A 21,973-nucleotide genomic window follows, 5' to 3' on the forward strand; every position below is an offset into this window, starting at 1 on the left:
TTACACTATTTGGATTAACATTAGGATTGCCATGACAATCATGATTACATTTTCAATCAAAGTAGCCTCGGTCATAGGTAATTTGATAGCGGTCCCTAGACAAGCGCATTGTATAGACTTCTTATCCAACAATACTTTAAGCACTCCAAATGTGGTCAATGGGAGAATAACCAAAGTGATCACCAATGCTACAGGAATATACAACCGCATCAAAAACAACAACCCCAAACCTGCTTCTATAAAAGGATATATCCAACCATACGCGGGTATGCTTTTGGCCAGAGGGTCATACATTGCAAAAGACTTAGGAAAACCTTTTAAATCCAAGATTTTGAAGAAGCTAAATACGATATAAAACAATCCCATAAAGTCTAACATTGCTTCACTTGTTTGCCACTCTTTATAGTTAAGCAGTACGCTGGCCATAGTGATGTATCCAAAGATGATCAAAAGAGGTTGTAACTGCTTTAGTTTTGAAGGCTGAGGAGTCAACACAAATGAATCTTCGGTTTTTTTGGTATTGATCTGATATTTGGAAGGTAATGCTTCTTGTAACTTCACCAAAGGGATTGATATGTCTGAAGTAATAACTGCTTCTGCTTTTTCTAAATCAACAACCACTTCGGTGACCTCGTCTAACTGACTTAATTTCTCTTCAACCCCGCTTCTGCACCCGTTGCAGGTCATTCCTGATATGTTATATATAGATTTCATCTTTTTATTTTATTGTTGTGGCTTATTATATGAATTACTTAAATAATTGATGTTCGCAGACTGTTTAAAATAGTCCTTGACCGCTTGTATTTGTTGTATCTTAAATTTCAATTCCAATTCCTGAACGTCCAAAATATCGACAAAATCAATGGTTCCCGTCTCATAACTTTTTATCAAAATATCTTTTGCATTTTGGGTTTGTTCTAAATTCTTATTCATCGTTTTATATCGTATTCTGGCTTGCCTGCGTTTTGAAACAGCTCGTATATAACTTGTTTCCAAAACATTAATCCGATCTTCTTTATGTTTCTCTATTTCTTGCTGCTTCAATTCGTTTTCTCTGGTTTTGGATTTGTGTTTTTTGGTAAAAACAGGGATGGATAAAGAAATAGAAGGTATAAACACATCCTTTCCGTTATCACTAAAACTAAGATCTGTTCTTTCTGAAACGGGAATATAATCCACTCCTATACCCCATTGTGGAGCACTTTCTTTTTGATTGAGCTCCTCTGACTGTACAATTGAAGTGTACAGTTTATCGTATTTTACCAATTCGGGATGTAGATCAAAATCTAAGTCTTCAAACACCACATCCTGTTCTGGAATTTGAAGTGGTATCACCTCTATTGCATCATTATCAGATGTTCTATTTAGTAGTTTTACAAATGCCTTTTTTTCTGAAATCAGCATCTCATTCAAGACTTCATACTTCTCATTCAATTCATTAATTCTCATTTGCAAACGCAATACATCCACTGCTGAAGCATTACCTACCTCTAAAGAGGACAAGGCCAATTGCTCATAAACTTTTAATAGTTCTATATTTTCTTCAAAGGCACCTTTTCTAGAGACAATACTATAAAGTTCATAATACGAATGCGCAACAGACAAACCTAGTTTCCTTTTAATAATAGCAATATTTACAAATTCTGTATCGGCCAGGGCATTTTGGTATGTTTCTCTGGCTGATATCGTCCCAAACCAGGGTAACATTTGTCGTACCGAAAATCTAGCACGTTGTGGCCCCGTTCTGGTTTCTGGTTCGCTCACAAAATATCCAGCGCTAAACTGGGTATTAGGCAACCATTTTGAGCCTTCGACCTTTTCTTGTGCGATTTCATATCGCAATTGATAGGCGGCTATTTCTGGGTGATTTGCTTCTGCTTCTTGTATGAAATCCTGTAACTGTTGTGCTTGTACAGAACAACAAGTAAAAATAAACCCTATACACCATAACCAATTTCTCATTTCAGCTCTTTTTTAAGTTTAATTTCTCTTTTCCATCCAAACAACACTGGAACTACAAAAAGTGATATCAACGCTACCAACATTCCTCCAAAAGCTGGTATCGCCATTGGAATCATGATATCGCTTCCACGTCCTTTGGATGTTAAAATAGGAAGCAATGCCAATAACGTCGTTGCAGTAGTCATTAGACATGGTCGAATGCGCTTCTCTCCTGCCTCGACCACAGCATCACGGATTTCACTAAGAGTTTCTGGTTTATTTCTATCAAAAGTTTGAGTGAGATAGGTAGCCATAACGACTCCATCATCTGTAGCTATTCCAAAAAGTGCAATAAAACCTACCCATACAGCAACACTCAGATTCACCTGATGGATCTGAAAAAGATCACGCCAATTTTCTCCAAACAAACTAAAATTGAAAAACCAATCCTGACCATACAGCCAAATCATGATAAATCCACCCGCAAAAGCAACGGCAATAGCTGTAAAAACCATTAACGTGGTAGACACACTTTTAAATTGAAAGTACAGAATCAGAAAGATAATGACAAGTGTTAGCGGTACTATAAATGATAGTGTTTTTTCCGCGCGTAATTGATTTTCATAGGTTCCGGTAAACGCATAACTTATACCATTAGGAATCACAAGTTCCCCACTACCTACCTTGGTCTGGATCATCTTTTGAGCACTTTCTATCACATCCACTTCCGCAAAACTATTTAACTTGTCAAATAACACATATCCTACCAAGAAAGTATCTTCACTTTTTATTCCTTGCGGACCTTGTTCATAACGAATGGTGACCAGTTCACTTAAGGGTACAGGACTTCCATTAGATACCGGCACATAAATGTTTTTTACATCCTCTGGATTTTTTCGCAACTCTCTGGGATATCGAACCCGAATCCCGTACCGTTCTCTTCCTTCCACCGTTTGTGTTAGCGCCTTTCCGCCAATGGCGATTGAAATGACGTTTTGTACATCATCGACAGTAACTCCATATCGTGCTAATTTCTCACGATCAATATCCAATAACAGATAAGGTTTACCTACAATCCGTTCTGCAAAAACTGCTTCTTTTTTAACCCCTTCAACCGTTTTGAGAATGTTTTCTAATTGCAATCCAAAAGCTTCTATTTCTTGCAAATTTTGACCTTTAATTTTGATTCCCATGGGTGCTCGCATGCCCGTTTGCAACATGATCAATCGGGTCTCTATGGGCTGTAATTTTGGTGCTGATGTCACTCCTGGTAATTGGGTCACTCTTACAATTTCATTCCAAATATCATCTGAGGATTTTATATGGGGGAGCCAATTACGAAAGTATGCTCCGTCTTCATCTATTATCAATTGATTTCTGTCAATCTCTAATGGGTTGGAAACCGCATTCGAGATTTGATTGGACTCCTTTACCGAATTAGGGTTTACAGCTACCTTTCCATTTTTCAATTCAAAATGGCCGTTTTCATCAATTTTAAAGCGCTGTGGATTTCCGTTTTTATCCTGTTCAAACTCTGATCGATATCGTATTAAATTTTCATACATCGACAAGGGAGCAGGATCCAATGCAGAAGTGGTGCGGCCTGCTTTACCAACCACAGTTTCAATTTCAGGGATACTGGCTACCGCCATATCTAATTGTTGCAATACCCGTTTGTTCTCGGCTATACCAGCGTGCGGTAAGGAAGTAGGCATCAACAAGAATGAACCTTCATTCAGAGAAGGCATAAATTCTTTCCCCGAATTTTTCATGATAAAAAATCCGTAACCTACGATTATCGCAGGAATCAATAGAAACAAAAACTTGTGCTCTAAAGTCCATCTAAGCATCAGCACATAGTATTTTCTAAATAACCAAAACGCTCCCAGAACACCTGAACTAATTACTACCACAAAAATTAAGTTGACAAATAGGTTGTGAGTATATCCCAAAGGCCTCCAGTAAGTTGCTAATAAAAAGACAATGGTGATTGCTGATATACATATCGTACCAAAGTTATATTGCTTTTTGGAAAGTACACCTTTCAGCAATACTATGGATAAAACACCAAACCCTACTACCACTAGTCCTAACAAATACCCATACATTATTGCTGCCATTCCTAATACAATGCAAATTGCATTAATCAAGTATTTATACCATACTTTTAGATTTCGTTTTTTGAATATATACGCCGCAAAAGGAGGAATGAAAAACAGGGCTACGATGATCGAAAACGTTAGGGCCATTGTTTTTGTGAATGCCAGTGGACGGAACAATTTGCCTTCTGCGCCAATCATCGTAAATACAGGAATAAAGCTAATGATTGTAGTCAAAACTGCCGTAAGGATAGCTCCCGACACCTCTGCTGTAGCAGTATAGACTACAGTATTGATCGTTTGTTTTTTATCGGGGGCTTTTTGCTGGTTTTCATCCAGATGTCGGATAATATTTTCTGAGAGAATCACTCCTACATCAACCATAGTTCCTATCGCTATAGCAATACCTGAAAGAGCAACGATATTGGCATCAACCTCAAATAGTTTCATTGCTACGAATACCAGCAAAACCGATATGGGTAATAATCCAGAAATCAAAATAGATGCACGTAGATTAAAAACCATCATCACTATTACCAATATGGTAATGAGGATCTCCATGGTTAAGGCATCATGCAAAGTATCCAATGTTTCATGAATCAATTCGGTTCGATCGTAAAATGGAACTATAGTAAGTTGTGATGTTCTTCCGTCTGCTAGTACTTTTGTTGGCAAACCCGAAGAGAGTTCTGCTATTTGGTCTTTTACATTATTGATGACCTCCAACGGATTAGCTCCGTACCTGGCTACTACCACTCCCCCAACAACTTCTGCACCTTCTTTATCAAGAATACCACGACGGGTAGCAGGTCCCAAGTGTACTTTGGCTACATCTTTCACTCGTATCGAAGTATAGTTTGCTGCATCAACCACAGCATTCTCGATATCCGCAATGGATTTTACATACCCCAAGCCCCGAACTAAATATTCTGCCTGATTAATCTCTAAAGTTTGTGCTCCAATATCTCGATTGGATTGTTTGACCGCTTTTACGATATGGTGCAAACTGATGTTGTATTGCCTCATTAGTTCAGGATTGATATCGATTTGATATTCCTGAACATATCCTCCTATTGAAGCAACTTCTGCAACTCCTCCAGCCGAAGACAAGGCATTTTTGATATAATAATCCTGAATACTTCGCAGTTCATGTAGATCCCAACCACCGGTCACCTTGCCTTCTGGATCTCTTCCTTCTAACGTATACCAAAAAATCTGGCCGAGACCCGTGGCATCCGGTCCAAGAGATGGATTTACCCCACTTGGCAATAGTCCAGAAGGAAGCGTATTAAGTTTTTCCAGAACACGACTTCGTGACCAATAGAATTCTACATCTTCTTCGAAAATGATATAAATAGTAGAGAACCCAAACATAGAGGAACTACGAATGGTTTTCACCCCAGGCACACCTAGTAGAGCCGTGGTTAAGGGATAGGTAATCTGATCCTCAATATCTTGAGGAGAACGACCATCCCATTGGGTAAAAACAAGTTGCTGATTTTCGCCGAGATCAGGAATAGCATCTACAGCTACCGGATCATGTGGAATCCCATTTATTTTCCAATCAAATGGAGCATATATTAGCCCTGCTCCCAAACAGATGAGCACTAGCAATACTGCAAAGAGCTTGTTTTCTATAAAAAATTTGATGCTTTTATTTAGCATGAATTAAAGATTAAACAAATTGAACATTGGTGCAAAGCACTTTAAGCTCTAACAGTTTTTACTGTAGAGCATCATGAACATTTATTTAATCATCAAATAAGGAAAGTTTCGTTTAATAACTGAAGATCCCTGACCAGAAATGGTGGCGGATATTCTTTAAACGGAATGATATGCTCTTCTAAACCTTCAAAAAGATCCAGGTAAGATTCGAAATAAGCAATAATAAATAATTGCTGATCCAATGTAAGTGTATCAAAAGAAGTTTTGAGCTCATCCTGACCTTCTACTTGCAGTTTTTTGTCAGTACAGCATCCCATTTTCTTCATAAAACCTGTATCGTGACCTGATGAATCCATCATATCCATCTCACAAGTTTTGGCTTCTTTGTACAAGGATACATCAACCAGAGTTTTACCGCAATAATGCATATTCACCGTAAATGACATTGTAGAGCACAGCACTACTAATGCCAAAGTAACAGCTGATATTTTTTGAATAAAACTCTTCATATACAGTACAAAATTACAAAAAATAATAAAGTAAAGGAATCTATAAACGAAGCTATGCTATTTTGGGAATGGAAACTTGAAGGTGATTGACATACTTTTGACGATAACTATTTGGTGTATCATCAACAACTCTTTTAAACAATCTATTAAAGAGGGAAAGACTATTAAAACCACAATCAAAAGCAATATTAGATATGGTATTATCTGTATTAACCAACAAGTTACATGCATTCTGAACTCTGACTTCGGTTAGGGCTTGCTTAAAAGTTTTACCTGTATTTTTGAGAAAAAATCTACAAAAAGAACTCTCTGTCATTCCTATTTCATTGGCAACTTGCCTCGTTGATATATTAGTTTGATATTGTTCCTGAATAATTTTGTAGATATCCTTTACTCTTTCGGTAGTAGTAACAGATAGCGCCAAGTATTGTCTTGCATCCAAACTTTGATGAGTTACTTGAGCGAATTGATGTAATACACGAAATAATCGTAATAATTTTTCTATGGGAGAAAGATCAATCATTTCTTTGATCAAACCACCTATTTCATGCTTTTTATCAGAATTAACCGTCAATCCGGTATTTGCCTGAATCAACAAGTGCTCTATATCTCCAAACTCTTTAAAGTACTTGCTCATTTCTTTGATGTCTGCTCCATTGAATTGGATGACGTACTCTTCATACTCCTCGGATTCAAACCCTACATTAAAGCAATTATGAGGAATATTTGGCCCTAATAAAATCAGATCTCCATCTTCGAATCTACTGATCCTTGTACCTATAAAACGTTTGCCTCTTCCCGAGGGTAGATATACAATTTCGTATTCAGGATGAAAATGCCAACGCCCTTCAAAAGAAGCAAAAGAGGCTTTACAATGGAATACTTTAAACGAGGAATCCTTTGGGGGAACAACCTTTTCAAAAGCAGCTTTTCTCATACTCTTAAATTATCTGAAAGAACAAAATCGAAGACAATTTAATGCAAAAAAATGCACAACAAGTTAAAAATACTGTAAAGTTTTCACAATAAATTTGATAATACTCCAGACATACCCAACATTAACCTAAAGATTGCTAAAATATCTAGAAATTATTCTGTCTATGTTTCATCGATCCCCTTCTCTAATAAGCTAGAGGGGTAAAAAGAAAACAAGAATTACTATGAAATTATTTTATCGAAGTCTAGGAATAGCATTCCTATTGATTGCTACAAGCTGTTCTGAAACTAAAAAAGAAAAACAAACGATTACCATTGGTACCAAAAACAACAACATAAAGACCGAAGTAAAAAAAGAAGTCGATAAAACTCCCGTAATGATAGAAAATAAAGGAGTTGGGCCAATTGAATCTATTACTTTCGAAAAAGATATTAATCAAGAACTCGCTACAAAAGGAGAATCACTATTCAAATCAAAATGTGTTGCTTGCCATAAAGCTTCTCAAAAATTTATCGGCCCACCTATGGCTGGTATTTATGAAAAAAGAAGTCCAGAATGGGTAATGAACATGATCATGAATCCCGATGAAATGCTAAAAAAAGATCCAGTTGCAAAGGCACTTCTGAAGGAATACAACAATACACTTATGATCAATCAAAATATCCCAGAAGAAGAAGCCAGAGCAATGGCAGAATGGTTTAGAACCTTGAAATAAAAAATTAATTAATCTCAAAATCATCTTTTACTATGCAAACAGAACCACAATATGATGCAATCGTAGTAGGGACAGGAATCACTGGAGGTTGGGCAGCAAAAGAACTTTGCGAAAAAGGACTGAAAACTCTTGTCTTAGAACGAGGACGAATGGTACGTCATATCGAAAATTACCCCACCATGAACGATGATCCGTGGGACTACGACTATAAAGGACAACCGTCCCGAGAAGAAATTAAGGAACAAGAAAAACAACATAGAACAGGATATGTTACTGCAAAAGCACATCGACATTTCTTTGTAAATGATAAAAAACACCCTTATAACGAAACCAAACGTTTTGATTGGATACGTGGATATCATGTAGGTGGTAGATCACTAATGTGGGGAAGACAAAGTTATCGATTGAGTGATATCGATTTTGAAGCGAACAAAAAAGAAGGTATTGCGGTTGATTGGCCGGTTCGTTATAAAGATATTGCTCCCTGGTATGATAAAGTTGAAGAATATATAGGCGTAAGCGGAGAGAAATTAGGATTAGAACAATTACCAGATGGCCAATTTCTCCCTCCAATGGAGTTGAATTGTGTAGAAGAACATCTGAAATCAAATATCGCAGATAATTACGGGGATCGAGTAATGACTATCGGTAGATCTGCTCACATCACAGGTACCAAGACTTTTGAAGGTCGGATGAACTGTCAGTTCCGAGATCGATGTATGAGAGGATGTCCTTTTGGAGCCTATTTCAGTAGTAACTCTTCGACTCTACCTGCGGCAGAAAGAACTGGTAACCTCACCCTTAGACCACATTCTATCGTTCACGAAGTAATGTATGATGATAAAACAGGTAAAGCTACGGGAGTTAGAGTAATCGACGCAGAAACCAAAGAAAAATTTGAATATACTGCCAAGGTCATCTTTTTGTGTGCTTCGGCAATTGCATCGGCCAGTATTTTACTTCAGTCTAAGTCTGAAAGATTTCCAAATGGTATGGGAAATGACTCTGGAGAGTTAGGACATAATATCATGGATCACCATTTTAAAGCTGGAGCTTATGGAACCTTTGACGGTTTTGAAGACAAATATTACAAAGGACGAAGACCCAATGGAATTTACATTCCTCGTTTCAGAAATATTGGCGGAGAGACCGATCAGGAAACCTTTAAACGTGGATATGGTTTTCAGGGAGGTGCCAGCAGACATGATTGGGAAGATATGGTAGCTGAATTAGGATATGGAAAAGAATTGAAAGAGGAAATTCTTAAACCTGGAAAATGGAGAATGGGATTAAACGGTTTTGGAGAATGTCTCCCTTATCATGAAAACAAAATGACTTTGGATTATGAAAAGTTAGATGAATGGGGATTACCTACAGTTACGTTTGATGCTGAATTTAAAGAGAATGAAATCGAAATGCGAAAAGATATGATCAAGCAAGCGATGGATATGCTTAAGAAAGCAGGATTTAAAGACATCGAACCGCGTGACGATATCGGAGGAATAGGATTAGGAATTCACGAAATGGGTACTGCCAGAATGGGACACGATCCCAAGACCTCTGTTCTTAACAAACACAATCAAATTCATGCTGTACCTAACGTATATGTTACCGATGGTTCTTTCATGACCTCTGCTAGTTGTGTAAATCCATCTTTGACCTATATGGCGTTTACCGCCAGAGCCGCAGATCATGCTGCAAAACAAATCTTGAAAAACGCTTAATTCTAACATTATGAAAAGAAGAGAAGCCATAAAAAATATAGGGATATCGGCCGGAATATTGGTGGCCACACCAACAATGCTAAGTATCCTACAAAGCTGTACCAGAGAGATCCAACTCACCTGGACACCTGAATTGCTTTCGGAGGACGAAGCAAAAGTGCTGGATCAACTCGTAGATCTCATCATTCCAGAAACGGAGAACATGCCAGGAGCCAAAGCGCTTAATGTTCCGATGTTTGTAGATCGGTATGTCAACAATGCTTCGGAGGAAGAAGAAGCCATGCTGTTTAAGAAAATAGCAGGGATCGTCAATAATACCTTAGGAGTAAGTGAAGAAAACCCAGTAAAGAAGATCAAGGTAGAAACTTATGACGCTTTACTTTCTAAATATCTTAGAGCTTCCAAAGACCAACAGGAAGCTTACCAAAAGGAGTTGGAAAATATCACTAGCCCTGAAGATCTGGATAAAGTTTCTGAAGACGCTCTTATTTTCACCTATCTATCCTGGGTTCGTGGTTTATCTATTTGGGGATTTAAAACCAGCGAAAAAATTGGAAAAGATGTACTGGCTTATATGCCAGTTCCAGGAGAGCAAGTTGGATGTGATGATCTGGAAAAATTGACACAAGGGCGTGCCTGGTCACTATAACTAAAAACAAAACCTAATAGATATACAATGTTCAAATCAATTTTTAGAATAGGCTTATTTTCACTTTTGATGATTTCATATTCCTGTAAGGAAAAAACGAATGATAAAGTAGCAACTCAAGAAGAAAAAGAACCTGTAGTTGAAATGAAAGAAGAAGCTAAACCGTTTTTCAAATTATCTCTTGCGCAATGGTCTCTTCATAAGGCCATCAAATCTGGAGAATTAAATCCTATGGATTTTGCAGAGAAAGCCAAAAACCTTGGTTTTGAAGGTTTGGAATATGTAAGTCAGCTGTATACAGAAGAACTCAAAAAAGATCCAGAACCTGAAAAAGCTTTGCAAAATCTTATCGAAGCACTTAAAGCAAAAAGTGATGAGCATGGTATGCAAAATTTGATGATCATGGTGGATCATGAAGGGGATCTGGCAGTGGTTAGCGAAGCTGATAGAGATAAAGCCGTAGAAAATCATAAGAAATGGGTGGATGCAGCTCAGTTTTTAGGATGTCACTCTATTCGTGTCAATTTATTTGGCACCAACGACACCGAGAAATGGTTGGTTGCGGCTGTCGATGGATTGACCAAGTTATCACAATATGCAGCGACAAAGAATGTAAATGTTATCGTAGAAAATCATGGTTACCTATCTTCTAATGCCGAACTTTTGGTTCAAGTAATGAAAAAGGTGAATATGCCTAATTGTGGAACACTTCCTGATTTTGGGAATTTTTGCTTAGAACGTGAAGGAGGCGAACGCTGGGGGACTAAATGTGTAAAAGAGTATCCAAAATATCAAGGTGTAGAAGAAATGATGCCTTTTGCCAAGGCGGTAAGCGCAAAATCCTATGATTTTGATGATAACGGAGCCGAAACCACTATTGATTATAAGAAAATGCTTCAGATCATTAAAAAATCTGGATACAATGGGTATATCGGGGTAGAATATGAAGGAGACCGATTGAGTGAAGAAAAAGGAATTATAGCCACAAGAGATTTACTCACTGATCTTTCAACTAAGCTAAACTAAGTTCATGAAAAAAAGCACACAATTTCAGCTCTCCTTGATGATGTTTTTAGAATTCTTCATTTGGGGTGGTTGGTTCGTTACTCTGGGAAGTTATTTACCCAATACACTCAAAACTTCAGACATAGAAACGGGTATGGCCTACTCTACTCAATCCTGGGGCGCAATCATTGCTCCTTTTATAATAGGATTGGTAGCAGACCGCTTTTTTAATGCCGAAAAAATATTAGGAGTACTTCATTTGATAGGAGCATTTTTGATGTATCAAATGGCCAATGCCACCGACTTTGGTATTTTTTACCCTTATGTATTAGGGTATATGATCGCTTATATGCCAACATTAGCCCTGGTAAATTCGGTATCGTTTCATCAAATGAATGATCCTGCAAAACAATTCTCATTGGTGCGTGTGTTTGGTACGATTGGATGGATTGTTGCAGGTCTATTAATAAGCTACGCTTTCCATTGGGACTCTGAAGAGGGAATCGCCAGCGGTATGCTTAAGAATACGTTTTTGATGACTGCCATAGCCTCAGCTTTCTTGGGCGTTTTTAGTTTTACTTTACCTAAGACTCCACCCAAAGTAAGCAAGGATCAAAAAATAACCGTATCCGAAATTTTAGGACTAGACGCACTTAAACTACTCAAGGATCGTAATTTCTTGATCTTTTTCCTATCGTCTGTCCTGATTTGTATTCCGTTAGCCTTTTATTACCAACATACCAATCAATTTTTGAGTGAGATCAAAGTACCGAATCCAACGGGTAAAATGACCATTGGACAGGCCTCAGAGGTATTATTTATGTTATTACTTCCTTTTTTCTTTAAACGGTTTGGTTTTAAAAAGACACTTTTGGTAGGAATGCTCGCTTGGGGTATTCGATATTTATTATTTGCATATGGTAATTCAGGAGAATTGGCTTTTATGTTGATTATAGGAATAGCAATGCACGGTATTTGTTATGATTTCTTCTTTGTTTCTGGACAAATCTATACGGATAGTAAAGCCGGTGAGAAAGTGAAAAGTGCTGCGCAAGGACTAATAACCCTGGCTACATACGGAGTAGGAATGTTGGTAGGTTTTTACGTCGCAGGAAAAATAACCGATGCCAATGTTATCGGTGATGGCCAACATGACTGGAGCAGTATTTGGATATTCCCTGCAATATTTGCAGCCGTAGTATTGGTATTATTTGCCGTATTTTTTAAAAATGAAAAAATAGAATATAAAGAGTAGTAATATGACCCGACTCAAAATGGGAATGGTAGGCGGTGGCATTGGTTCATTTATAGGAGATGTGCATCGTAAAGCTGCTAGTATCGATGGAATGATCAATCTTGTGTGCGGAGCTTTTTCTAGTAGTACTGAAAAAAGCTTAGCTTCTGCCGAGACTTTAGGAATCCCAAAAGAACGTGCTTACGGTAGTTTTGAAGAGATGATTCTTGAAGAAGCCAAACTTCCTGAGGAAGAACGAATGGATTTCGTCTCCATTGTAACTCCAAACCATATGCATTTTCCACCTGCAAAAATGGCCCTCGAACATGATTTTCATGTGATTTGTGATAAACCAATGACACTAACTTTGGAGGAAGCTTTGGAACTAGAGAAAATAGTTCATTCTTCAGGAAAAGTTTTTGCGCTTACGCATAACTATACCGGCTATCCGATGGTAAAGCAGGCCAAAGCGATGATTGCCAAAGGAGATTTGGGAGATATCCGTAAAGTTTGTGCACAATACCTACAGGGATGGTTAGCCACCTCTGTAGAAAAAACAGGTCAGAAACAAGCGGCCTGGAGAGTCGATCCCAAAAGATCTGGCATCGGAGGTGCTCTGGGTGATATCGGTACACATGCAGAAAATCTAGTTGAATATATCACTGGACTACAAATTGAAGAATTAGCCGCCGATCTCTCTGCATTTGGAGAAGGGAGAACACTAGATGATGATGGTAATATCTTATTACGATTTGATAATGGAGCTAAGGGAGTGATGACCTTTTCTCAAATCGCCACTGGTGAAGAAAATAATTTAGGAGTAAAAGTATACGGTACCAAAGGAAGTATCGAATGGTACCAAGAAAATCCCAATGAACTCACTGTACGTTGGTTAGAAAGCACAAAGCAAATATTCACCCCTGGAGGTAATGGAGGGTATCCCGAGTCCTCTAATTATGTGCGCATACCAGCAGGACATCCCGAAGGGTATCTAGAAGGTTTTGCCACAATGTACAGAAGCTTTGCGCAAGAGTTGCTTAACGTAAAAAATAACCAATCACAATCAGCTTCTCTAGATTTCCCAACCGTAAAAGATGGCGTACGCGGAATGAAATTTATCTACGCAGCTGTAGAGAGTAGTAACAATAATGCTTCATGGACAAAAATCTAACCACATGAAAACGATCAAAGGACCTGCTATATTTCTTGCTCAATTTATGGACGATTCTGCTCCGTTTAACTCCCTTGATGGATTATGCAAATGGGCTTCAGAACTAGGATACAAAGGCATACAAATCCCAACATGGGAAACCCGATTAATCGATTTGGAACAAGCCGCACAAAGTCAAACCTATTGCGATGAGTTAAAAGGTAAAATAGCATCATATGGATTAGAGATTACCGAGCTTTCTACCCATTTGCAAGGTCAGTTGGTGGCAGTGCATCCCGCTTATGATATTATGTTTGATAACTTTGCTCCCGACTCATATAAAAACAATCCTAAGGAGCGAACCAAATGGGCCGTGCAACAGGTAAAAAATGCCGCTACAGCAAGTAGAAGATTAGGACTAAATGTCCACGCTACTTTTTCTGGTGCTCTACTTTGGCATACGATGCACCCCTGGCCGCAACGCCCAGCTGGTTTGGTAGAAATGGGATTTAAAGAACTTGCAAATCGATGGCTTCCTATACTTAATCATTTTGAAGACGAAGGTGTAGATGTGTGTTACGAGATTCATCCTGGAGAGGATCTTCATGATGGGGTTACTTTTGAACGCTTTCTAGAAGCTACAGGAAATCATAAAAGAGTAAATATATTGTATGACCCTAGTCATTTTGTATTGCAGCAATTGGATTATATTGAATATATAGATCATTATCACGAATTTATCAAAGCTTTTCATGTAAAAGACTCTGAGTTTAACCCGAATGGTAAAAAAGGTGCATTTGGTGGTTATAGTGATTGGATTGATAGAGCCGGTCGATATCGTTCTCCTGGTGATGGTCAGGTTGATTTTAAAACTATATTTTCGAAACTTACTCAATACGGATGTGATGTTTGGGCGGTGATGGAATGGGAATGCTGTATCAAATCTCCTGAACAAGGAGCAAAAGAGGGAGCTCCTTTCATCCAAAGTCATATCATAGAAGCTACTCAAAAAGCATTTGATGATTTTGCCGGAGCAGAAATTGATAAAGAACATCTGAAAAAAATATTAGGATTATAAACCTATAAACAACGGTACTACAATGAAAAAAGCGATTCTACTTTTGTCTCTAATAGGGCTTATTTATTCATGCAAAGAAAAAACTACTGTTACCGAACAGGTCGAGGAAACCAAACAGGAAGAAGAGACTAAGCCTGAAGTATCCGGGCAAGAAATTACAGATCCAAAAGCTACTGAAATATGGGAGCCAGAACCAAAAGCGGTATCGTTTGATGAAAACAATGTGCCTTCTGACGCCATCGTGTTGTTTGACGGCAACAATCTAGAACAATGGGTTTCTGCAAAAGACTCCGTTTCTAAGGCTGGTTGGACTATTAATGCAGACAAAACTATGACTGTAAAACCTGGTACCGGAGATATACAAACCAAACAAACATTTGGGAGTGTACAATTACATTTGGAATGGAGTGCTCCAGATGTTATCGAAGGTGAAGGACAAGGAAGAGGAAATAGTGGTGTTTTTTTTCAGAACAAATACGAAGTTCAAATTTTGGATAGTTATCAAAACCGAACTTATAGTAACGGACAAGCTACATCGGTGTATAAACAACATATTCCTTTGGTAAATGCTACAAAAGCTCCGGATCAATGGCAAACGTACGATATCATTTTTCATGCTCCTGAGTTTGATGATCAGGGCAAAAAAACAAAATCTGGTACCTTTACAGTTATCCATAACGGAGTACTAGTGCAAGATCACGTAGAAATTTTAGGTACTACCGAGTACATCGGTCCTCCTAAAAATCCAGCTCATGATAAAGGTCCTATCAAACTACAAGATCATAGTAACCCTGTTCAATATCGTAACATCTGGATTAGAGAGTTGTAAGAACGACCCGGAGAAAAGAACCTTATTATTTTCACCTATTCAATTACCAGTTTTCGCACTTGACTACCTGTATTGGTTTCCAAAAGAATAAAATATATTCCCGTAGGTAAATTTGACATATCGTATGCAAAAGAGTACGTATCGTTGGCTTGTCCTGATCTAGAATCTAACAAAGTATTGTTGGTAATATTAAAAACCTTTAGACTTATATCTTGTGCATTTTTCAAGTGAACGTCTACAGTAAACTGACCATTGCTCGTTGGATTAGGGTAAACAAGATAGTCTATAAAACTCTCTATTTCCGCAGTATTGTCGCCATCTGGATCATCGTTTTCAAATTCTTTATCTACCACTATTACCCTTTTTGTCACTGATGTTGTACACAGTCCGATATAGGTTTGTAGTGTAATTTCATACTCGCCGGGATTTTCAAATAGTAATTCTGCATAATCATCATCTTCATAAATGACAATAGCGTCATCGGGAAAAATCCAATCTACAGAATCCGGCTCTGGATCACTATTATCAACAATTACAAATTCTTCTCCAGTAAATACTTGAGTAGAAGCAATAAACTGGGCAGAAATGATCTCATCGGATCTATCAACAAAAATAGTATCTCTAGCTATACATCCATTAGAATCGGTAACCACAGCTTCATAAATACCAATATCTATCACTTCGATAACTGGCTGTGTACTACTAAATCCATTATCTGAAGTCCATACATAACTTGCATTAGGGTCATCGATAGTTGCATTCAGCGTAAAAGTTTGGTCTTGACAAAGTGTGACATCTTCTCCTAATTCTATAGTAAGTTGTTCTGGATCTCCAATTTCAAATTCTCTCGTGATTTGGCATCCCTTGGCATCAGTTACTAGTACCATGTACGTTCCGGAGCAAACATTGACGATATCCTCGTCATTACTATTATTGCTCCATTGGTAGGTATATGGACCAGTTCCTCCCTGTGTTTCTAACAAGATAGCTCCATCACACCCCCCAAAACAAGTAGGAATTGTAATCAATGCTGAAGTAGATAAAGTTTCAGGAAGGTTAATCGTAATAGAAGCCGAAGTTTGACAGCCTCTTACATCCACAATGTCCACACTATAAGTACCTGCAATCATATTGGATAATCTTTCGGTAGTAGCACCATTATTCCAAACATATGTATAAGGTGCAGTACCTCCTTCTATTCTTGGGATAATCGTCCAGTCATTTTCATCACCACAATTCATATAATCCGCTTCTAAAACTGCCACTAATGGATCTGGTTGGGTAATTTCAAACACTACACTTGTACTACTTGTCCCAACCGCATCTGTTGTTGTAACATAGTAATTCCCTGCGGGTATTCCTTGTAATAAATAACTATCTATACCAACAGAAGTATTAGTATCTGCATTGAACCATTGGTAATTATATTGTTTTGTTGAATTAAAGGGTATTCCTCCAACAGCAATTGCACTTAGACTTCCAGATGTAGAACTTCCAAAACAAGAAATCACATTTACGGGTTCAATACTAACTTCCAACGCAGGAGGCTCGAATAAATCAACATCCTCTATGAATAACACACAATTATTAGCATCAATAACAGTTACAGAGTATTTTTCAATACCTAAATTACTAATCGTATTTGTAGTAGAACTTTGTAAGATTCCGTCAAAATCTCTCCATTCATAACGATAAGGAGGTGTTCCTCCTGCAATATTTATAGTAATCCTACCATCTCTTATACCATCGGCAGAGGGATAAACTCTTTCTATATCTCCCAAAACAAATAACCCCGTTGGTTGTGTGACTTCTATATCTCTTTCGAACACACAACCTCTAGTATCTATAATGGTAATACCATAAATTCCTGCCGTCAAGTCTGAGATATCCTGAGAAGATTCGCCATTACTCCAACGATACGTATACGGAGGAACCCCTCCTGTTACTGAAATATCAATACTACCATCTCTATCACCTCTACATAATAAATCTCTAACACTTTCGGTAATAGAAATTTCATCAGGCTGAATTACCTCATAGGTATCACTATCTGTATTCCCATTTTCATCCGTTACAACAACAGTGTAAACTCCCGCTATAACATTTTCGGTTGCTGATGCGGTAAACAATACCCTAGAAGGGTCTTGTTGTTCAAACCATTCGTAGGTATATGATCCTACCCCACCTTCTGTTGTGGTTACCAAAGGTAAAACAGTACGCTCACCATTACATTGAATTCCTTCATCGTCAGTTTGCGGCGTAATGTTCACTATCAATTGGTTAGGTTCAGTAATTTCTCGAACAATTGAAGTTGTACAATTGTTATCATCCGTAACCAATAACCTATATCTCCCTATAGACAAATTATCTATATCCTGACTACTAGAAGTATAACTCGGATCCTCAAGATCACTCCACTCATAAGTGTAGGGTATTGTTCCTCCTCTTACTTCTACAGAAATACTTCCATTTTGGGTTTGAAAACCTGTAAGATTAACGGGGGTTACATCATAAATTTCTAAAGCGGCGTCTGGTTGTCTTATCTCAACAGATGGAACTAATGTGGTAGTACATAAATTATCGTCTATCACTACTAATTCGTATGTTCCAGCAGTTACATTTTCAAGATCTTCTGTCGCTGCTTGAAAACTTGGATCTTCTTGTTTGGACCATCTAAATGCATAAGGGAGATACTGTCCAGTACTAGCATCTCTAGGGCCACCAACCACGGTAACTTCTATGGCACCTGTGGCATCTCCGTAACAATTTATATGAGATACATTATCAAGGTTAACCACCAAATCATCTGGTTGGGTCAAGTCTATAACATCATCACTATTTACCCGTGTGATATCTGTGGCTACAACTCTATATGTTCCCGCAGGAAGATCTGTTAATCTATCCAATGTCAGATCAGTATTTAATGGTGTTTCAATAGAATTCTCTATACGATACCATTGATACTCAAAATCCGCCGGTGTAGCATTTATAGGATATCCTCCTGAAACTGTTGCCACAAGTTCTCCAAGAACATCTCCGTGACACAAAATTGGTGTTTCGACTGTTATATTTACTTCTAGTGGTAATGGCTCTAACATTTCAAATGTTCTTTCTACCAAACAATTGTTATTATCTCTTACCTGAACCGTATAAGATCCTACAGATAAGTTATCGATATTCGCGGTCGTTCTTGTAAATGTTGGATCATTTAATTTTGTCCAGGAATAGCTATAGGTACCTACTCCACCACTAACACTAATTGCAATGCTTCCGTTGGTACCTCCTATAGTGGTAACATAATCAAGTGCTGTTTGAGTTATTACAATTTCATCTGGTGCTATTAACGTAATAGATTCTGGGGATGATAATTCGCAACCATTTGCGTCTCTTATCCATACCTCATAAGCTCCATCACTTAAACCTTCTATAGTAAAGTTGGTCAAATCGTTTTCTGAAATATAGGATTGTCTGTTATCTATTGAGAACTCATAAGGTCTAGTTCCTCCCTGAGAAGTTAGCATTATCTGTCCATTGGTTCCATTAAAACAAGAAACATCCCTTTTTGATAATGATAAACCTAAAGGATCTGGTTCTCCCAACACATGAGTATCCTGATTTGAAGTAAATCCATCTCTAATCCGAACACTATAATTCCCACTTTGTACATTAGGGAGTATTGCAGAGGTTTGTCCGCCGATTGCATTCCCTTCTCGAAACCATTCATAAGTATATGACCCAGAACCTCCTGTAACATTTGCACGCAAAATCCCTGTTTCTCCATGACACGGTACGGCGGTATTCTCTACAATAGTCACTAGTAACTCATCAGGTTCGGTTATGGTTATTCCTGTTCCTCGTACAACACAACTACTAGCATCTCTAATTACAGGCACATAAATTCCCGCAATTAGACCCGAAATGGAAGTTCCAGTATTAGGAATTGAAGTTCCATTTCTTTCCCAATTTACTGTATAATTAGGATTTCCTCCTGCAATAGTAATCACTATACTTCCTTGATTATCACCAAAAATGTTATTATTTATAGTATTGGTAGAAGTAACTCTTATTTCTGAAGGTTGGCTGATAAATTGTCTAGCAGAAATTTCCGAAATACAAGAGCTTGTATTTCTATCCCTAACTCTAAAAATATATCCTGTATTCGTATTTGCTCTTAGATTAAAAACATTACTATTCTGCCAAACGGTATTACTGCCATTCCATAAAGCATACTGATAGGTTCCAGAAGCTCCTCCCGAAGCCGTAACAGTTACCGTTGCTTCGCCCCCAAAACAAGTTATAGGCTGTATCGCAATATCAGCGATTGCGATCGGTAAAGGTACATTGTCAAATCGAATATTTGTTTGCTCTCGCCTACCAGATCTACTATCTGTAACAACAACCTCATAGTTTCCTTGATCTCCTGAAACTGAAGTAGCATTGACTGCACCATAAGCATTACCATCTTTTCTCCAGGTAATTAGGTATGGAGGATATCCTCCAGCCAAATTTGTTAGAGTTAACCTTCCATCATTGGCATCAGAACATGATGGATCTTGTTTTTGAATGTTGAATGTAATAGGTTGAGGATCTACCAGTGTTGGTAAAGAAATTAAGTCTGAAACACAACCATTATTATCTGTGTATTGAATTTGATAATTTGCTGCCGAAAGTCCATTTATAGTAAACCCATTAACAGTAGCACGAGCCACTGTATTGGTACTTGAACCATTTACAAACAAGGTATAATTATAATAATTTCCTGTACTATTTGTAAATGGTGTTCCCCCTCCAACACTTGCAATTTGAATGGAACCATCATTAGCTCCAGGCGCTCCAGGATGAGTTACTAATACACTCCCCGTATTTTGTGGATGTTCGATAGGATCTTTTTCCAATATAGTAATAGGTGCAGGAATATTATTCTGGGCTACACAACCTCGACTATCCCTAACACTAATATTGTAACTCCTTGGAGATAAATTGGTAACTGTATAGGTGGAGCTTGGTAAAGATTGCCAGGACAACCAAGGATTAAGTCTATATTGATAGGTTCCTGATCCTCCGGAAGCAGTGATTCTAATTTGTCCATCATTAGCATCTGGACAAAATTCATCCCTAATTTTTGATGTAGTAAATTGAACCTCGGTTGGAGCAGAAATTGTGAAATTGCGAATAAAAGGATCACAAAACGGAGCTGAGCTACTTCCCCCTCTTCTATATCCTGTTACTTCAACTCTGTATTGACCATCGGTTAAATTTACTCCCGAGCTAGTTCTCCAGTCGTATCTATAAGTAGTTGCATTTACCTGAGTAAATGAGCGGATATTGGTATTATTATCATGCGGAACATAGGTTGTTCCATTATCAAGCCTTCTTAGTAGATTAATATTGACCGCTTCAAAACTGTTAATCTGCCTGTCAAAAAACAAACTAAAACCTGCATCGCCAGAATAGGAACACGTTGGCTGATCAATTTCTGTTCTGGTTACCTCTGGCGGATCAGGTAAGTATTGTATAGTAACCTCGTTAGTTCTGGCATTAAAAACATTACAACTTGGACTCATTCTAATGATAATGTTTTGATTAACCGCCGCTTCCCGATCTGCTGAATTGTTGTACAAATCCTGTAATCTTAATGCAATATTGGATTGACCTGTTTTATTAGGTATTGGTCTCCATACGGAAACCTGTATAGTCGTAGGTCCTGTGTAGGAATTTAAAGCCTGTTGAGCGGCTATCCATGCGAACTCTTGTGCAATACATCTATCTGGATCTCCTGTTCTTATACAATTTAACCAATTACCTCTTGCACGTGCTTCGGCATTTATCAATGCCTGATAATCAGGGTGGTTTCGAGTTTCTGTATTTACCGGGTCATAAAATTCCCAGTTATAAATATCATTAGCAGGTGCAAATCCAGAGGTTGCATTGATATCTATAGATCCACTTTCACATCCGGAATTTATTCTATTTGCTGGTGTTCCGTCTGCAAAAGAAAGGTCTATATTAGGTACTATAGAGATAAGGACATTGCCTCGTCTAAACCTTCTTTCCAGGAAATCCTCTTTTTGATAATTTCTTATCAAACAAAAGGTGGAAAAATCAATAAATTTAGTATCGTGATAACTACGACTACAATCACCAAAACTATTTCTATCCCTTGAGGTGGATCGAAATTCTAAACGAACTATTCTGTTTGATCGATCAAAATTAACGGTATAGTCAAAATCCCGATTGATATAACGCCCAAAATCATGAATTGTTCTAGGAGCGCCTCGCTCATAATGTACTATAATCCTTTTTAACCCATTACTCCCACTACCACAACTTGATCTCCCCTGTCCAACATACCCATCTATTGTTAAAGTATATTGACTTTGTGCCATTGTAGAAAGCACTCCAAAAATAAGTATAAGTAAAGTTAATATTTTCTTCATA

At 37.9% G+C, this 21,973-nt stretch carries 14 protein-coding genes; 8 read left to right on the forward strand and 6 right to left on the reverse strand.

Annotated elements, in window-relative coordinates; all coding sequences use genetic code 11:
- The 5 genes from ACXAGJ_RS11260 to ACXAGJ_RS11280 all read right to left on the reverse strand — a co-directional run bounded on the left by ACXAGJ_RS11260 (position 1) and on the right by ACXAGJ_RS11280 (position 7,151).
- Positions 1 to 714, reverse strand: a complete 714-nt coding sequence (locus ACXAGJ_RS11260; RefSeq protein ID WP_474839876.1) for a heavy-metal-associated domain-containing protein — start codon at positions 712 to 714, stop codon at positions 1 to 3.
- A gap of 9 nt (positions 715 to 723) precedes the next feature.
- Positions 724 to 1,962 (reverse strand): TolC family protein, encoded by a 1,239-nt coding sequence (locus ACXAGJ_RS11265; RefSeq protein ID WP_474839878.1) that lies wholly within the window; start codon positions 1,960 to 1,962, stop codon positions 724 to 726.
- Positions 1,959 to 5,705, reverse strand: coding sequence for an efflux RND transporter permease subunit (locus ACXAGJ_RS11270; RefSeq protein WP_474839880.1), 3,747 nt, complete (start codon positions 5,703 to 5,705; stop codon positions 1,959 to 1,961). Before ACXAGJ_RS11270 ends, ACXAGJ_RS11265 begins: the two co-directional genes overlap by 4 nt.
- Before the next feature lie 92 nt (positions 5,706 to 5,797).
- Positions 5,798 to 6,214, reverse strand: a complete 417-nt coding sequence (locus ACXAGJ_RS11275; RefSeq protein ID WP_474839882.1) for an HYC_CC_PP family protein — start codon at positions 6,212 to 6,214, stop codon at positions 5,798 to 5,800.
- A gap of 52 nt (positions 6,215 to 6,266) precedes the next feature.
- Positions 6,267 to 7,151 carry an AraC family transcriptional regulator gene (locus ACXAGJ_RS11280; RefSeq protein WP_474839884.1) on the reverse strand — a complete coding sequence of 295 codons (885 nt, stop codon included), beginning with the start codon at positions 7,149 to 7,151 and terminating at the stop codon, positions 6,267 to 6,269.
- Between the two features lie 223 nt (positions 7,152 to 7,374).
- Here ACXAGJ_RS11280 and ACXAGJ_RS11285 point away from each other — a divergent pair, with 223 nt between their 5' ends.
- From ACXAGJ_RS11285 to ACXAGJ_RS11320, 8 genes are read left to right on the forward strand one after another with little or no spacing between them, the layout of a single operon-like run.
- Entirely contained in the window at positions 7,375 to 7,866 is a 492-nt protein-coding gene (locus tag ACXAGJ_RS11285) for a c-type cytochrome (RefSeq protein WP_474839886.1), read from the forward strand.
- A gap of 32 nt (positions 7,867 to 7,898) precedes the next feature.
- Positions 7,899 to 9,590, forward strand: a complete 1,692-nt coding sequence (locus tag ACXAGJ_RS11290; RefSeq protein ID WP_474839888.1) for a GMC oxidoreductase — start codon at positions 7,899 to 7,901, stop codon at positions 9,588 to 9,590.
- 10 nt (positions 9,591 to 9,600) lie between these two features.
- Positions 9,601 to 10,239 carry a gluconate 2-dehydrogenase subunit 3 family protein gene (locus ACXAGJ_RS11295; RefSeq protein ID WP_474839890.1) on the forward strand — a complete coding sequence of 213 codons (639 nt, stop codon included), beginning with the start codon at positions 9,601 to 9,603 and terminating at the stop codon, positions 10,237 to 10,239.
- Positions 10,240 to 10,266: 27 nt separating this feature from the next.
- A complete protein-coding gene (locus ACXAGJ_RS11300) occupies positions 10,267 to 11,265 on the forward strand; it encodes a sugar phosphate isomerase/epimerase family protein (protein WP_474839892.1) in 999 nt (332 codons plus the stop codon).
- A gap of 4 nt (positions 11,266 to 11,269) precedes the next feature.
- Positions 11,270 to 12,499: a nucleoside permease gene (locus tag ACXAGJ_RS11305; protein ID WP_474839894.1), complete on the forward strand. Its 1,230-nt coding sequence runs from the start codon at positions 11,270 to 11,272 to the stop codon at positions 12,497 to 12,499.
- A 4-nt stretch (positions 12,500 to 12,503) separates the two neighbouring features.
- On the forward strand, positions 12,504 to 13,649 hold the full coding sequence (locus ACXAGJ_RS11310) for a Gfo/Idh/MocA family protein (RefSeq protein WP_474839896.1): 1,146 nt from the start codon (positions 12,504 to 12,506) through the stop codon (positions 13,647 to 13,649).
- 4 nt (positions 13,650 to 13,653) lie between these two features.
- Positions 13,654 to 14,706: a sugar phosphate isomerase/epimerase family protein gene (locus tag ACXAGJ_RS11315; protein WP_474839898.1), complete on the forward strand. Its 1,053-nt coding sequence runs from the start codon at positions 13,654 to 13,656 to the stop codon at positions 14,704 to 14,706.
- 22 nt (positions 14,707 to 14,728) lie between these two features.
- Positions 14,729 to 15,535, forward strand: coding sequence for a 3-keto-disaccharide hydrolase (locus tag ACXAGJ_RS11320; protein ID WP_474839900.1), 807 nt, complete (start codon positions 14,729 to 14,731; stop codon positions 15,533 to 15,535).
- 35 nt (positions 15,536 to 15,570) lie between these two features.
- Here the strand turns inward: ACXAGJ_RS11320 and ACXAGJ_RS11325 are convergent, their stop codons facing one another.
- On the reverse strand, positions 15,571 to 21,972 hold the full coding sequence (locus ACXAGJ_RS11325; protein ID WP_474839902.1) for a T9SS type A sorting domain-containing protein: 6,402 nt from the start codon (positions 21,970 to 21,972) through the stop codon (positions 15,571 to 15,573).
- Between the last annotated feature and the right edge of the window lies 1 nt (position 21,973).

Source organism: Aquimarina sp. AWH4_224, from assembly GCF_056160245.1.

Coding starts and splice junctions, on each gene's coding strand:
- ACXAGJ_RS11260 (WP_474839876.1), bottom strand. CDS start 714: ATGAAATCTATATATAACATATCAGGAATGACCTGCAACGGGTGCAGA.
- ACXAGJ_RS11265 (WP_474839878.1), bottom strand. CDS start 1,962: ATGAGAAATTGGTTATGGTGTATAGGGTTTATTTTTACTTGTTGTTCT.
- ACXAGJ_RS11270 (WP_474839880.1), bottom strand. CDS start 5,705: ATGCTAAATAAAAGCATCAAATTTTTTATAGAAAACAAGCTCTTTGCA.
- ACXAGJ_RS11275 (WP_474839882.1), bottom strand. CDS start 6,214: ATGAAGAGTTTTATTCAAAAAATATCAGCTGTTACTTTGGCATTAGTA.
- ACXAGJ_RS11280 (WP_474839884.1), bottom strand. CDS start 7,151: ATGAGAAAAGCTGCTTTTGAAAAGGTTGTTCCCCCAAAGGATTCCTCG.
- ACXAGJ_RS11285 (WP_474839886.1), top strand. CDS start 7,375: ATGAAATTATTTTATCGAAGTCTAGGAATAGCATTCCTATTGATTGCT.
- ACXAGJ_RS11290 (WP_474839888.1), top strand. CDS start 7,899: ATGCAAACAGAACCACAATATGATGCAATCGTAGTAGGGACAGGAATC.
- ACXAGJ_RS11295 (WP_474839890.1), top strand. CDS start 9,601: ATGAAAAGAAGAGAAGCCATAAAAAATATAGGGATATCGGCCGGAATA.
- ACXAGJ_RS11300 (WP_474839892.1), top strand. CDS start 10,267: ATGTTCAAATCAATTTTTAGAATAGGCTTATTTTCACTTTTGATGATT.
- ACXAGJ_RS11305 (WP_474839894.1), top strand. CDS start 11,270: ATGAAAAAAAGCACACAATTTCAGCTCTCCTTGATGATGTTTTTAGAA.
- ACXAGJ_RS11310 (WP_474839896.1), top strand. CDS start 12,504: ATGACCCGACTCAAAATGGGAATGGTAGGCGGTGGCATTGGTTCATTT.
- ACXAGJ_RS11315 (WP_474839898.1), top strand. CDS start 13,654: ATGAAAACGATCAAAGGACCTGCTATATTTCTTGCTCAATTTATGGAC.
- ACXAGJ_RS11320 (WP_474839900.1), top strand. CDS start 14,729: ATGAAAAAAGCGATTCTACTTTTGTCTCTAATAGGGCTTATTTATTCA.
- ACXAGJ_RS11325 (WP_474839902.1), bottom strand. CDS start 21,972: ATGAAGAAAATATTAACTTTACTTATACTTATTTTTGGAGTGCTTTCT.